This window comes from Bacteroides helcogenes P 36-108 (assembly GCF_000186225.1).
GTDB classification, from domain to species: domain Bacteria; phylum Bacteroidota; class Bacteroidia; order Bacteroidales; family Bacteroidaceae; genus Bacteroides; species Bacteroides helcogenes.
Genome location: NC_014933.1, coordinates 321772 through 337522, shown reverse-complemented (window position 1 = coordinate 337522; position 15751 = coordinate 321772). Strand labels below are relative to the sequence as shown.

General features: G+C 50.0%; 8 protein-coding genes. 5 read left to right on the top strand and 3 right to left on the bottom strand.

The genetic code is table 11. From position 1 onward, the window contains the following. Positions 1–3: 3 nt before the first annotated feature. The 3 genes from BACHE_RS01265 to BACHE_RS01255 all read right to left on the bottom strand — a co-directional run bounded on the left by BACHE_RS01265 (position 4) and on the right by BACHE_RS01255 (position 6799). Positions 4–3207 carry a SusC/RagA family TonB-linked outer membrane protein gene (locus BACHE_RS01265; RefSeq protein WP_041579096.1) on the bottom strand — a complete coding sequence of 1068 codons (3204 nt, stop codon included), beginning with the start codon at positions 3205–3207 and terminating at the stop codon, positions 4–6. Between the two features lie 538 nt (positions 3208–3745). Next, the gene (locus tag BACHE_RS01260; protein WP_013545887.1) at positions 3746–5770 is read right to left on the bottom strand and encodes a retaining alpha-galactosidase; all 2025 of its coding nucleotides are present in this window, start codon (positions 5768–5770) and stop codon (positions 3746–3748) included. A gap of 27 nt (positions 5771–5797) precedes the next feature. Beyond that, positions 5798–6799, bottom strand: a complete 1002-nt coding sequence (locus tag BACHE_RS01255; RefSeq protein ID WP_013545886.1) for an aldo/keto reductase — start codon at positions 6797–6799, stop codon at positions 5798–5800. 248 nt (positions 6800–7047) lie between these two features. Here BACHE_RS01255 and BACHE_RS01250 point away from each other — a divergent pair, with 248 nt between their 5' ends. From BACHE_RS01250 to BACHE_RS01230, 5 genes are all read left to right on the top strand, one after another. After that, positions 7048–9300, top strand: a complete 2253-nt coding sequence (locus BACHE_RS01250; RefSeq protein ID WP_013545885.1) for a glycoside hydrolase family 3 N-terminal domain-containing protein — start codon at positions 7048–7050, stop codon at positions 9298–9300. Between the two features lie 25 nt (positions 9301–9325). Beyond that, positions 9326–11794 (top strand): beta-galactosidase GalA, encoded by a 2469-nt coding sequence (galA, locus tag BACHE_RS01245; protein ID WP_013545884.1) that lies wholly within the window; start codon positions 9326–9328, stop codon positions 11792–11794. Positions 11795–12115: 321 nt separating this feature from the next. Next, on the top strand, positions 12116–13003 hold the full coding sequence (locus BACHE_RS01240) for a helix-turn-helix domain-containing protein (RefSeq protein ID WP_013545883.1): 888 nt from the start codon (positions 12116–12118) through the stop codon (positions 13001–13003). Between the two features lie 150 nt (positions 13004–13153). Then, positions 13154–14395: an acetylxylan esterase gene (locus BACHE_RS01235; RefSeq protein ID WP_013545882.1), complete on the top strand. Its 1242-nt coding sequence runs from the start codon at positions 13154–13156 to the stop codon at positions 14393–14395. A 10-nt stretch (positions 14396–14405) separates the two neighbouring features. Next, on the top strand, positions 14406–15692 hold the full coding sequence (locus tag BACHE_RS01230) for a glycoside hydrolase 5 family protein (RefSeq protein ID WP_013545881.1): 1287 nt from the start codon (positions 14406–14408) through the stop codon (positions 15690–15692). The last annotated feature ends 59 nt before the right edge of the window (positions 15693–15751 follow it).

Genomic DNA, 15751 nt, shown 5'->3' with positions numbered 1-15751 from the left:
ATTTTAGAAGTTAACATTTAGTCCGATAGACAAAGTCTTGCACAAGGGGTATAGCTTACCGTCACCATAATCGCCGCCCAAAGTTTCGGGGTCGAATATGCCGGTGATATCAGAGATTGTCAACAAGTTGTCTCCGGACACATAAATACGTACGTTTTGCAAGCCTGCTTTTTTTACCCATGTCTTGGGCAGAGTATATCCCAATTGGATGTTCTTGAGGCGCAGATAAGCTGCGTTTTGCAAGTAGCCTGTCTGTACATATTGGTTTTTGACTCCGTCAAAGCTGGCACGTGGATAGTAAGCGTTAAGGTTGGCTCCCAAAGCATCACCTTCCGGACGCCAGAAATCCCAATGCTGTTTGAATCCGGCTGATTGCCACATACCGCCTGATGCTCCCCAAAAGTACGGGCCACTCAACCAATAGTCTCTCTTAGCAACACCTTGCCAGAACATGGAGAAGTCAAATCCTTTCCATGCGGCATCGAGAGTTACACCGAAATTATAACGGGGGGTAGAATTACCTATAACTCTACGGTCGCCCGGATTCTCTAAGGTATTGGCGCCGGTGCTTACTTTGCCGTCATTGTTTAAGTCGGCATACATGATGTCACCTGCACTCCATCCGGAACCCCAAGTAGGTTTGTTGTTCTTTAAGTGCTCGTCCATCTGGGCTTGAGTTTGTGCTATGCCTACAGTGGTGTATCCCCAAATCTCGTTCATCATTCGTCCGGCATAATACTTGTCTATATCGCCTGTTTCATTCGGATATCTCAGAATTTTGGATTGCCCGTCAGATAATACTAATTTCACGCCGTAGCTGAAGTCCCTGATGCGATCTCTCCAGCCCAATTCCAATTCCCATCCGTAAGCTTTCATGTCGGCGTTGTTCACTTTGGGGGCACTCGTTCCCAAGGCAGAAGCCAGAGTAGGAGCCGGACCTATCATGTCGTAAGTATAACGGGTGTACCAGTCGAATGAACCAGTCAGACGGTTGTTCAATAATGCCCAGTCGAGACCGATATCCCAAGTCTCTACTGTTTCCCAAGTCATGGCCGAACTTACGATGCCCGGAACATAAGCCGTATTTTGTTTGACACCGTTTACAAGCCATCCGCTGTTGGCGTTGCCTGTTTCTAATGTCTGGTAAAAAGGATACCATGCTTTTGTGTTAGTGTTTCCCAACTGTCCCCAAGAAGCACGTAGTTTCAATGTGCTGATTTTGTCAGCAAGCGGACTGAAGAACTCTTCACGCGCAATGTTCCAGCCGGCGGATACTGAAGGGAAGAATCCCCAACGCTTGTCGGCAAGGAAGCGGGATGAACCATCGTAACGGCCGTTCAGTTCCAGCATATAACGGTCTTTATAGTTGTAGTTGATACGTCCGAAGAAACCGGCGATGGCTGTATGCTCGCGGCCTCCGGATACACGGGCTTGGTCAGTTGTTTGGCTCAGCCACGGTGTACTGATGTCCAATAATCCGTCACCTCTGCCATTCATCGTGTCGTATTTTGTCAATTCGGCGTTAAACCCACCCATCACTTTGAAGTTATGGTCACCGAAGCTCTTGGAATAATCAGAATAGATGTTTGTAGTGAAGTAATCTTCTGTATAGCGATATTCATACACACGGCTTTGCCCGGGAGTGTAAGAAGCACCACCGTCCCAGCTTATGGCATAGGGATTTCCGTCCACGTCATGCGCATATACCGGCAACACTTCGTAGTGCTGGTTGTAGTTGTAGGTTCTCATATTACCTTCTACATTGATGTGCCAGTCTTTGAGAGGTTCGAAAACGAAGGCTAATTGCTGTGTATAATAGTTCTTCTTCTGTTGCTGAACACCACCGTCTTCCATCTGTATGAGTTCCATACCTTCCTGAATATAGCCATTGGGGTCGTATGCAGGACAGGTCGGCCAGCGGCGGGCGATGTTGTGGAAGAACAGGCCGGTCATGTAGGTAGGACGGCTGTAATCTTCACGCGTCCACTTACCTGTATAGTTCAAAGTTACCCAATCAGCCAGTTGCGCTGATATTTTGCTGTCTAAAGTGTAGCGTTGGAATTCATCTTTTCCGTGGCGAATCAAACCGTTCTGATCCATGAAACTGCCACTGATACGGTAAGTCAGTTTCTCATTGCCACCGCTGATACTCAGATTATGCTCGTGTGAAGGAACCCAGTCTTTGTAGTTTTCCTTGAACCAATCAGTGTTTGCGTTGGCGCCACTATAGTTAGCCCATTTATTATTGGTTTGATTCTTCACTGTGCCATAGCTGATCTCGCCATTCTGGTATTGCCGGATGCGTTCCATTACCTCGGCGCTGAATACAGCACTTTGTCCTGCATTGGCTGCTGCGGCATTGAAGTATTGAGCAAACTGATACGAGTCCATCATTTCCGGAACTTGAAGTGCGTCAGTGAAGCGTACATTTCCTGTATAGCTTACATTGGTTTTACCTTGTTTGCCACTCTTGGTTTTGATCAGAATGACACCGAAAGAGGCGCGTGCTCCATAGATGGAAGCTGAAGCGGCATCTTTCAGAACAGATACGCTTTCAATATCGTTGGGATTGATGGCATTCATGTTGCCTTCAATGCCATCAATCAGAATCAGCGGACTGGCAGATGAACCGTCACCGATAGAACCCGCACCACGAATGTTTACGTTCATGGTATTGTCCAGTGTACCACCATTGGTGTTTACCGAGAAGTTCAAACCGGGAATAACACCTTGTAAAGCTTGTGAAACATTCTGCACCGGACGGTTTTCGATGACATCGGCTCCTACCATGCTGACAGCACCCGTCAGGTTTGCCTTTTTTTGAGTTCCGAAACCTACAACTACTACTTCATCCAAAACTTTAGAGTCTTCCTTCAGGATGATGTTCAAAGGAGTTCCTTTCCATTGTACCTCTTGTGTAGTGTAACCTACGAATGAGATAACCAATGTACTTCCCTTAGAGACATTGCTTAAAGTGAAATCACCGTCGATTCCTGTGATAGTACCATTACCGGCACTTCCTTTTACTACTACAGATGCCCCGATGATGGTTTCACCTGTCCCGTCTTTTACAATACCGGTACATTTACTGCTTTGCTGTACGGCTTCCACACCCGCTACCTTTTCGCCGGATGATGCGTAAACAAATCCTCCGCACGTTGTCGTGAGGAGCATTAGCATACTAATTGACCTTAGATGTTTTAACATAAAAATACAGTTTAATTATTAGTAAAAAAACACTTAGAGTTTTAAAGAACTAAGTTCTTTGAGAACAGTGTATTGAACTTATATTTTTATGTAAAGGATATTATGGAACGATATATATGGAAATATTAAGTATTGGAGTTACCAATATGCTACTGTTTTGTTCTTGTTTTTTGTGGCAGGTGTTTCGGCAAAACGTAATTACCATTCTTTTCTTGGCATGTTTTATTTGATTCTGTTCAAGCTATTTTTTATTATATAGAGTTTTATTTGTAAAAAATACATTTAATTGTGTACTATTTGATTAAAAAACGTATATTTGCCCCGTCAATCTTAATTTCATTTAAATGAAAGGTTCTCAAAGAACTTGGTTATATGCAGGGATATAGTTTTTATCCATAATGAAAGCATATATTCAAGTCTCATAAAAGTTCTTCAATGAATGTTTTTCACCTCTTTTACAGTGCTTGAATATATGCTTTCATTTCTTCTTGCTTCAGAAAATAGAAATATGGTATTTCATGAATATTTCTGTATCATGTTACTTCTCTTTTATTATCCGTGCCGTCCATCCTCCTCCTGATGCCATGTATATGTCCAGTGTGTCATTTGCCGTAACGTTTCGTACTTCCTTTTTATAATCGGTAGCATCCCGGTCGGCATTGATGCCATCGGAGAATATTTCGGCTTTAAAGTTGCCTTCTCCGAGGAAAGAGAGGCCGATGGTGCAATGGCGTGGAGTCCAGTCTGTCATGGAAGCTATGTACCAGATATTACCTTTACGGCGTGCCAGTGTGATATATTCGCCTACTTCGCCGCCCAATGCTACGGTTTCGTCAAATACGGTGGGTACTTGGGCTATGAAGTCTGTGCATTCCTGTTCCTTCTCATATCTGCTGGGACTGTCTGCCAGCATTTGTAAGGGAGCCTCAAAGACTGTGTACATAGCCATCTGATGGACACGTGTTCCCTGGCTCATGGGATGGTCATTGACGGCCCGGAATGTTTTGCGGGTTGCATTTACCATGGCTCCCGGGGTATAGTCCATAGGCCCCGTCAACATACGGAGATAGGGTGCGGTAACGTCATAGCGTGGAAAATTGTGCAGGGGAGATCCGTTTGCGATGGGCTCCCATTTTGCATTCTCCAAACCTTTTACTCCTTCAAAGTTTACAACATTGGGATAGGCCCGCTGAATGCCACAGGGCTTCAATCCATGTAGGTCAAGTAGCATCTTATGCCTGGCGGCGCAGGCGGCAATCTGTTCTACGGAAGCAATCAACGGCTGGTCATCGCGGTCGAAGAAGTCTATTTTGAATCCTTTGACGCCCATCTCCGAATAGTGGCTGAATGCAGCTTCCGTCTCCTTGGCTGCATTGCGCCAGCTTGCCCACAGAATGACTCCAATCCCTTTTTGTCTGCCGTAGGTTACCAATTCCTCCAGGCAGATTTCCGGATTCAGTTCTTCCAGCAATGATTCTTTGCCACTCCATCCTTCATCGATGATAATGTATTCCAATCCGTTTGCAGAGGCGAAATCAATGAATGCTTTATAAGTCGGTGTGTTCATGCCGGCTTTGAAATCTACTCCGGTCAGGTTGCAGGTATTCCACCAGTCCCATGCTACCTTGCCCGGTTTTATCCATGAAGTGTCTTTGATGCGACAAGCGGGGGCGAGGCGCTGTGCCATGTCATTATCGGCAAGTTGCGTATCATTGGCAGTGACGAGAACTACACGCCAGGGAAAAGAACGGCTGTCCGGTATGCGGGCTATATAGTCGGCACGCCGGGTCGGTATCAGGTTCAGACTATTGTGTCCGCCAATGGCTTCTTCCAGCGGATAGGGTGCAAAAGCAGCTTGTAATCCCTGCTTTGTCTGTTGATTGACCGTGAGAAACATACCAGGGTAATTTTCTAATCCGGCTTCCATGACAACGACTTTCTTTCCTTTCTCCAAATCTATCATCAGTGGGGTGATGGCAAGCGAGTCCTGATACATTTCCGACAGTGATGTCTCATTGTAGTAAGATTCAAAAGAAAAGCAGTAGCGTTCGCCGTTGCGGTTGTCGTTTACATAAGGAATAAATGCCTTATAATCACGGTCAAAGTTGAATTCCGCCGTTTCACTTTCTATAATGAACGGCTCTTTCTGCCCGGAGATGAAACGGTAGGCAGCACCATCGTTATAGGTGCGGAACTGCACGCTGTATCCGCCACGGCACTTCAGTGTAAGTTGGTTATAGATGTCTGTTACATTGGCTTTTTTGTAAAAAGGCGTAGGGAAAGATGATTCCACCGACTTGCGTTCGGCATGGGTCACTTTCATGTTTTTGCCGAAGGTGATCTCTTTGCCTGCACTTTTCAAACTCCTTCCTTTCAGTGTTATAGCGGAAGGCTGGAGCACGGTTGTTCCGTCATGTTCTATCTTCCAGTTGAGTGTTTCTCCGGTTTTCACTGTGACGGTCAGTTTCCCGTCAGGGGAAGCCAGTTGGTATTGCTGTTGTGCGCGGGCGGTTTCCGGACATACGCACAGAAAACAAAACAGGTATATTACAATGCTTTTCATGTTTTGGTAATAGTTATAAAGGGTGGTTTATCGGACTATCATATTTATCTTTTCCACTTCTTCGGCAGAGAAATCCGTATTCTTGATAGCCTTCAGGTTATCCTCTAATTGTGTCACGGAACTTGCTCCGATAATGACGGAAGTCACCAAATTGTCTTTCAATATCCAGGCAAGTGACATTTCGGCAAGCGTCTGGCCGCGGTGGATGGCTACATCGTTCAGTGCTTTGATTCTTCTCAGGACGTCTTCTGTCAGTGCCTCTTTCTTCAAAGAGCCTCCCTTTGCCATGCGCGATTCTTGTGGGATGCCGTTCAGATAGCGGCTGGTCAGCAGGCCTTGAGCCAAAGGAGAGAAGGCGATAAAGCCGCAGCCGTTCTCTTGGGCTTGCCGGAGGATACCTTCTTCTTCCGGTTCACGGTTGAAGATGTTGTATTTGCCTTGATAGAGCAGGCAGTGCACGTCTCTCTCCGCCAGATAGCGGCAGGCGGTTTCGGTCTGCTCTTTGGGGTATCTGGAGATGCCTACGTAGAGGGCTTTGCCTTGGCGCACGATGTCCACGAGGGTTTGCAGAGTCTCCTCAATCGGAGTGTCCGGGTCGGGGCGGTGGGTGTAGAAGATGTCCACATAGTCCAGATTCATACGCTTCAGACTTTGGTCGAGACTGCTCATCAGATATTTGCGTGATCCCCAGTTGCCGTAAGGGCCGGGCCACATGTCATAGCCCGCCTTGGTGGAGATGAATAATTCATCCCGATAGGGCATAAAGGATTTTTTCATTATCATTCCGAAAGTTTCTTCGGCAGAGCCATAGGAAGGGCCGTAATTGTTGGCAAGGTCAAAATGCGTGATGCCCTTGTCGAAAGCATAATGGGCCATAGCCTGGGAGTTGGCGAATGTGTTCACGTCGCCGAAGTTATGCCATAGGCCTAAGGAGATTTCGGGCAGCAGGATGCCGCTTTTCCCGCAACGGCGATATTTCATGCCGTTGTCGTACCGTTGGGGCAGTGGGGAGTAAATGGGATTTATCATATCTGAATTATTTAGAGTGAATCTTCGGTAGTATCTTCTGTTGGGAGCAACGGGACAAATGTACGCAAAATCTTCAGAAAAAGTTTTCTCTTTGTTTATCTAAAACTGATAGATAACAACTTATGTGCTTGTCGAAAACAGAATGATACTATCATCGGATAAAATAATGCTACCGGATGTCTGGTGAACCCGTTATCTTTGCCCAAGCTTTAAATCAAGCCGGAACTTCCATATAAAACATACGTTCAATGAAAAACAAACTAATTTACAAAGACTCTGCGGCTCCCGTGAAAGATAGAGTGGAAGATCTTCTCGGACGGATGACGCCGGAGGAGAAAGTCGGTCAGATGAACCAGTTCGTCGGTCTGGAACATATCAGGGCAAACAGTGCCGTGATGACCGAGGCTGAGTTGAGGAACAATACAGCCAATGCCTTCTATCCTGGTGTTACGGACATGGACGTGGCCGCATGGATCGAACAGGGATTGATAGGTTCTTTCCTTCATGTGCTCACCCTCAAGGAGGCCAACTATCTGCAGTCCCTTGCTATGAAAAGCCGCCTGCAGATTCCTCTCATCTTCGGCATCGACGCGATTCACGGCAATGCCAATGCCCCCGACAACACCGTATATCCTACAAATATTAATCTCGCCTGTTCCTTTGATACGCTGATGGCTTACAGGATAGCCCGTGAGACAGCCAGAGAGATGCGTGCCATGAACATGCATTGGACGTTCAATCCGAATGTGGAAGTGGCCCGTGACGCCCGTTGGGGACGTGTGGGCGAAACCTACGGTGAAGATCCCTACTTGGCGGCACTGATGGGGGCACAGTCAGTAAGAGGATATCAGGGAAGCCTGAACAGCAGTGAGGACGTGCTGGCCTGCATCAAGCACTTTGTGGGCGGAAGCGAACCTGTCAACGGAACCAACGGCTCTCCGGCGGATTTGTCCGAACGAACGCTCCGCGAAGTATTCTTTCCGCCGTTTGAGGCCGGTGTAAGGGCAGGAGCCATGTCACTGATGATGGCGCATAACGAACTGAACGGTGTACCCTGCCACAGCAACAAGTGGTTGATGACGGATGTACTGCGCGGTGAATGGGAGTTTCCCGGTTTTGTGGTCAGCGACTGGATGGACATTGAGCACACTTACGACCTGCATGCCACGGCCGAGAATCTTAAGGAAGCCTTCTATCATTCCATCATGTCGGGCGTGGACATGCACATGCACGGCATTCATTGGAACGAGATGGTGGTGGAGCTGGTTAAGGAAGGCCGCATCCCCCAAGCCCGCATTGACGAGTCGGTACGCCGCATCCTCGGTGTCAAGTTCCGTCTCGGCCTTTTTGAACAGCCCTATGCCGATGAAGCTGAAACCATGAAGATACGTCTTTGCGGCGAGCACCGTGCCACGGCTCTGGAGGCCGCCCGCGACGGCATTGTCCTGCTGAAGAACGAGGGAGTGCTTCCTTTGGACGCTTCCCGCTACAAGAGGGTGCTGGTGACGGGCATCAATGCCGATGACCAGAATATCCTCGGTGACTGGAGTGCCCTGCAAAAAGAAGATAACGTCGTCACCATACTCGACGGGCTGAAGATGGTGGCTCCTCCCGACACGCTATTCGACTTCGTGGATCAGGGCTGGAACCCCCGCCACATGACTCCCGCGAAGGTGGACGAAGCCGCCACCCGTGCCCTGAGCGCCGACCTGAACATTGTGGTAGCCGGCGAATACATGATGCGTTTCCGCTGGAACGACCGCACGGACGGTGAAGATACAGACCGCAGCGACCTCGACCTGGTGGGCTTGCAAGAGGAGTTGATCCGGAAAGTGGCCGCTTCGGGCAAGCCCACCGTCCTGGTGCTGGTGGGCGGACGTCCTTTGAGCATTCGCTGGGCTGCCCGACATCTGCCTGCCATCGTAGAGGCATGGGCTCCGGGCATGCAGGGCGGCAGGGCTGTGGCCGAAATCCTGTATGGCAAGGTAAATCCCTCCGCCAAGCTGGCGGTTACCATTCCGCACAGCGTGGGGCAGCTTCAGATGATTTATAATCACAAACCTTCTCAATATTTCCATCCCTATGCGGCGGGCCGGCCCAGTACGCCACTTTATCCCTTTGGCTACGGCCTGTCTTATACCACCTATCGGTATGATGACCTGCAGTTGAGCCGGACGGAGATTGGCGTTGACGGCAGTGTGGATGTCAGCGTGCAGGTGACGAATACGGGCGGACGCGACGGTGTGGAAATTGTGCAGCTTTATATACGCGACAGGTTTAGTTGCGTCACTCGTCCGGTGAAGGAGCTGAAGGACTTTGCCCGTGTGCCTCTGAAGGCGGGAGAGAGCAAGGTGGTCAACTTCAGGATCACTTCTGACAAGCTTGCCTTCTATGACATCAGTATGAAGAAGATCGTGGAGCCGGGCGAGTTCATCGTCATGGTGGGCGCTTCTTCCGATGACAAGGATCTGTTGAAAAGTTCGTTCCGAGTGATGGAATAAGGTGTGTCATATAACTTTTTTTGCCATGAACAGAAATATATTTATCTTTCTCTTAGTTTTTCTTCCCTGCTGCCTTTCGGCGCAGCCGGTTCGCGAACGTATCTTGCTGGATGAGGGCTGGCAGTTTGCCTTGGGCAACGCTTCCGATCCTGCCAAAGACTTTGGTTGCGGCACAGAATACTTTAATTATTTGACGAAAGCCGCTTCTATCCATAACGCTGGCCCTTATTCCATGAAGTTCGACGCTTCGGGTTGGAAGAAGGTGAATCTTCCTCATGACTGGGTGGTGGACTTGCCTTTCGATGCCTCCGCAAGCCACAGTCATGGCTACAAAAAGGTGGGATATCAGTACCCCGAAACCAGTGTGGGGTGGTATCGCAAGCTGTTCTCCGTTCCTCAGTCGGATCGGGGCAGGCATCTTTATCTTCAGTTTGACGGCATCTTCCGCGACGCCCGCATTTGGGTGAACGGGTTCTATCTGGGACACGAGCCAAGCGGATATGCCACGCAGACGTATGACATCACCGAGTATCTGAACTATGGCGGAGACAACCTGATTACCGTCCGTGCCGATGCCACCCTCGAAGAAGGATGGTTCTACGAAGGTGCGGGCATCTACCGTCATGTTTGGCTCCACAAGACGGCGCCGCTTCATGTGGCTCCTTTCGGCACGTTTGTTTACACCACTTCCGCCGATATCTGCGAGGAAGCCCTTGTACATGTGGAGACGACGGTGGCCAACTCCGGATTGCTGCCTACTGCCGACTATCGCTTGCGCCACACGCTTCTCACCACCGCAGGAAAGCCGCTGGCGCAGACTGAGGTAAGGGGAAAAGGGCTGCTTGCCAAAGAAGAACATAGCACCGAGGCCTCCTTGCATATCAGCGCCGCCGCACGGGGGCGGGAGAAGAATGAGGACTATCATCTCTGGTCTCCCGACGCACCTTACCTGTACACCATGCAAACCGAGGTTTACTGTGGAGACAGCCTTGTTGACCGCTATTCCACCCCGTTCGGCCTCCGCCACGTCCGCTTTGATGCCGACCGGGGCTTTATACTGAACGGTAGGGCTCTGAAGCTGAAAGGCGTGAACATGCATCAGGATCATCCCGGCGTGGGTGTGGGCATTCCCGACGCCTTGCAGGCATACCGCCTCAGGCAGTTGAAGGCTTTCGGCTGCAACGCCTACCGTTCTTCCCACAATCCCATGACTCCCGAAATGCTGGATGCCTGCGACAGCCTTGGCATCCTTGTCATCGAAGAAAACCGCCTGACTGGTGTCAATCGTGAGCACATCCGCCTGCTGGATCGCATGATAAAGCGTGACCGTAATCATCCCTCCGTCATCCTTTGGAGTGTGGGAAACGAGGAGTGGGGCATTGAGTGGAAAGAAAGCGGAACCCGTATTGCCGCGTCCATGCGTGAGTATTGCCATCGTCTCGATCCCACGAGGCCGATGACCGTGGCCTCCAGCGGCGGCCCCGCCATACTGCTTCCGGCAGATGTGGCAGGCTACAACTATATCCTCCAGAATCCGGTGGAGCAGCATCGCAAAGACTATCCCGCACGCTGTGCGCTTGGTTCGGAAGAAACATCTGGCTGCGGAACACGCGGCGTCTATTTCGACCTTCCTGCATTCTCCGGCCGAATGGTGGCCCATAACCGCAAGCCGAACGGACCGGACAGCCTCCTGAACTGCATAGAACGCGGCTGGAAGTTCTACGACGGGCGGCCATATCTGGCGGGGCTTTTCTACTGGACGGGGTTTGACTACCGTGGAGAGCCCAATCCCATGAAATTTCCCGCCACCGGTTCGCAATTCGGCATTCTGGATTATTGCGGTTTTCCCAAGGATGAGGCTTTCTATCTGAAAGCCTGGTGGACGGATGAGCCTGTGCTTCATCTGCTTCCCCACTGGAATCTGCGGGGACACGAGGGTGACAGCATCGACATCTGGGCATATAGTAACTGCGATGAAGTGGAGCTTGCCGTAAACGGCAGAAACTTGGGACGTAAGCCCATGCCTGAGAACGGTCACCTTTCCTGGAAGGCCGTTTATCATCCCGGCGCGCTGAAAGCCACGGGTTACAGAAGTGGAAAAAGGGTGCTTGTGCGCAAAGTGGAGACGGCCGGTGAGCCTGCCCGTATTCTTCTTGAGGCCGACCGCACGGTCATTAAAGCCGATAACCGTGACGTGGCGGTGGTTCGCATTGAACTTCGGGACAAAAAGAAGCACTTTGTTCCCGATGCCTGCGATGAACTGACTCTCACGGTCTCCGGTCCGGTACGCATTATCGGAGTAGGGAACGGTGATCCTGCTTACCGGGACACGGAACGTCCTGCGGATGCCGATGCCCGTACTTGCCGGGTGAAGACCTTCAACGGACTTGCGCAAGTGTTGCTGCAAAGTACCGGAAAGGCGGGAGAAGCTACGCTGACGGCAGGCTCGGAAGCCTGTCCGGAATCTTTTCTTGTCTTGAAGCTGCAAGAGTAATGTTTGTCTGCCGGAGAGTATGTCTTTCATCTGTCCGGGCATAACTTTTCTTCTCTTATCCCATAGCCTCCCGGTGCATGAGATGCACGTCTCGTATAGCTTGAGATGCACATCTCGTGATGTATGAGATGTACATCTCGTGTACAGCCGGGCTATGGTTGCGGCTGTCGGGCAGGCTACCTGCGCTGTGCGGAGCCTGTCTTTTCCGGGATGTAGCCTTGATTTATAACAATTACTACCCCTATTTGCAACAAATAATGCCATGTGGAGATAGAAGAAAGTACGTATCTTTGCAATATGATACTTTTTTAACCAATCATTATGGAGAACCAGAATTACATCATGAGGGAGATTACCCCGTTGTCGGACCGGGATTGCTTCTACATTGCCGACCGTCATAAAACAGAGTTTACCTATCCTATTCACTGCCATGTCGAGTACGAACTGAACTTTACCGAACACGCTTCGGGCGTGCGGCGCGTAGTGGGAGACTCGGCCGAGGTAGTGGGAGATTATGACTTGGTGCTGATTACCGGCAAAGATCTGGAACATGTATGGGAACAACATGATTGTGTGTCCAAGGATATCCGTGAAATCACCGTCCAGTTCTCGCCCGACATGTTTTCGGGATGTCTCATCAACAAAAATCAGTTTGACAGCATCCGCCGGATGCTTGAACGCGCCAGGTGCGGGCTTTCTTTCCCCATGCAGGCCATAATGAGAGTCTATAACCGGCTTGACAAACTGGCTTCCGAGGAGCAAGGATTCTATGCGGTGATAGACTTCCTTAAGATACTTTATGAATTGTCTCTGTATGACGATGCACGGACACTTTCTTCCTCTTCTTTTGCCAAGATTGAAACTTTCTCGGACAGCCGCCGGGTACAGAAAGTGCAGCGTTACATCGCAGAGCATTACCAGGAAGAAATCCGTTTGGGGGTCTTGGCCGATATGGTGAGGATGACACCTGTATCCTTCAGCCGCTTCTTTCGTTTGCGCACCGGCAAGACGCTCTCTGATTACGTCCTGGATATCCGTCTGGGATTCGCCACCCGGCTGCTGGTTGACTCCACACGTACGATTGCCGAGATATGCTACGAGTGCGGATTCAACAATCTTTCCAACTTCAACCGCATGTTCAAGCGTAAAAAGGAATGTTCGCCGAAGGAGTTCCGTGAAAACTACCGGAAGAAGAAGGTCCTGGTGTGATAATGACCGCAATGTGATAATATAGTATTGGTATTCCTCGTACCAAGAGGCTACTTTTGCCACGAAGCAAGGAATTTCCGTATTGTAGAACTTATACTTAAAATTGATATCGTGAAAAGACTATTTGCATCTTTACTGTTTGTCTTGTGCATGCTTGCGGCATCTGCACAGATCCGTGGAAATGAAATCCGCGTGCTCGTTTCTCCCGACCGTGCCGACTGGAACTATCGTCCGGACGAAAAGTGTACGTTTACCGTCCGGGTACTGAAAGCGCAGAATCTTCTGCCCGGAGTTACGGTTGACTACGAACTGGGCCCCGAAATGTATCCTGTGGAGACAAAGAAAGCGGTTGTCCTGAAAGACGGCACGCTGAAGTTGCAGGCAAAACTGAAAACACCGGGCTTCCTTCGCTGTAAAGTCAAGGCATACGTGGACGGACATACCTATGAAGGACTTGCCACTTCGGGCTATGCCCCCGGACAACTGCAACCCGTCACGGAACTTCCCGCCGACTTTCGCGATTATTGGGAAAAAACTCTGGAAAATGCACGGACCACTCCATTGAATCCGGTGATGACCCTGCTTCCCGAACGCTGTACGGAGACGGACAATGTCTATCAGGTCAGTTTCCGGACAAAGGCTTGGGGCGGGCGTTTTTACGGCATTCTCAGCATACCCAGGAAAGAGGGAAAATATCCGGCCTTGCTGCGCGTGCCCGGCGCAGGTGTGCGTCCCTACACGGGCGATACTTATACGGCTCCGGGCAAGGTGATTACGCTTGAAGTGGGTGTACACGGCATTCCTGTCACCATGCAGCAGTCTGTATATGATGCTTTGGCGGACGGTGCGCTGAACAATTACTGTACGTTCGGCCGTGACAACCGGGATGCTTTCTATTATAACCGTGTCATTGTCGGTGCTTTGCGTGCAGTGGACTTTATATGTTCCTTGCCCCAGTATAACGGCAGGGCGTTGGGTGTCACCGGTTCCAGTCAGGGAGGTGCGCTTTCCGTAATCACGGCCGCCCTTGACCCGCGTGTCACTTTCTTTGCGGCTGTACATCCGGCTCTGTGCGACCACGAAGCCGCTTTGAAGAAGCGTGCCTGCGGCTGGCCCCATTATTTCTACTGTAACGGGGCTCCCGATGAAAAAGAACTTGAGACGGTGCGTTACTATGATACGGCCAATTTTGCCCGCCTGCTGAATGTGCCGGGATGGTTCAGTTGGGGATACAACGATGAAGTTTGTCCGCCCACTTCCATGTATGCCGCCTACAATGTGATTACTTCTCCCAAAGAGCTGCATCCCTATCTTGAAACCGGACACTACTGGTATCAGGAGCAATGGGACGAGTGGCTGGAATGGCTGAGAAAACAACTTCAAAATCTTTAATACCAATAATATGAAGCAATACATTTTCCTTTTGGCCATTCTGCCGGCTCTTTTCATGGCATGCGCTTCGGGGCCGGAACATCCGTTTATAAAAGTAAATGCCGAAGGTAGGCTGATCCGTGACGGCAAGCCCTATTACTTTATTGGGGCCAACTTCTGGTACGGGGCCATTCTCGGTTCGGAAGGTGAGGGCGGCAATCGGGGGCGCTTGCACAAGGAACTGGATTTTCTGAAAAGCATTGGTGTTGACAACCTGCGCGTTCTGGTGGGGGCCGATGGCGGAAATGGCGTGAAAACCCGTGTGGAGCCTTCTTTGCAGACAGCTCCCGGCGTCTATAATGATACCATACTGGCCGGGTTGGATTATTTTATGAACGAACTGCGCAAACGCGACATGACAGCCGTGCTCTATCTCAATAATTCTTGGGAGTGGAGTGGCGGTTACTCCGTTTACCTGCAATGGTCGGGGCATGGTGATGCCGTGGTTCCTGCCGTGGATGGCTGGCCGGCCTATATGGAATACGTGAGGCAGTTTCATCAATCAGACAGTGCGAAGGCCTTGTTTGCCGATCATGTCAAATATATTGTCACGAGAACAAATAGGTATAATCAGATAAAGTATGTGGACGATCCCACCATAATGTCTTGGCAGATAGGCAACGAGCCTCGCGCTTTCTCTGACGCCAACAAGGAGCCCTTTGCCCGCTGGATGGCCGAGGTGGCCGCACAGATAAAATCTCTCGATCCCAATCATCTGGTTTCTTCGGGCAGTGAAGGGGCATGGGGATGTGAAGGGGATATTTCTCTCTATGAGAGGATTCATGCGGATGCCAACATTGACTATCTGAATATTCATATCTGGCCATACAATTGGGGATGGGTGAAGGCAGACAGCCTGACGGAACTTCTTCCGCAGGCCGAAGAGAATACAAGGAAGTACATTGACGAACACATGAAGATAGCCGTAAAGTATCACAAACCCATTGTGCTCGAAGAATTCGGATTTCCCCGCGACGGATTCAGCTTTTCCAAGGATGCCTCCACCACTGCACGCGACGCCTATTATGGCTATGTATTCGACCTCATCCGTAAGGAACGTGAGAAGGGCGGACTCTTTGCCGGATGCAACTTCTGGGCATGGGGAGGCTTTGCCGGACAGACTTCCGGGCATGTGTTTTGGGAGAAAGGAGATGACTATACCGGTGATCCTGCACAGGAAGAACAGGGCTTGAATTCAGTATTTGCCACCGATGGTACGGTTGAAATAATAAAGAAGGAAAATGGAATGCTGAAATAGCCGGTTATCGGGAAATGCTTTTTGGCACACTTGTTGGCGGATGTTAAGGAAGTATCATT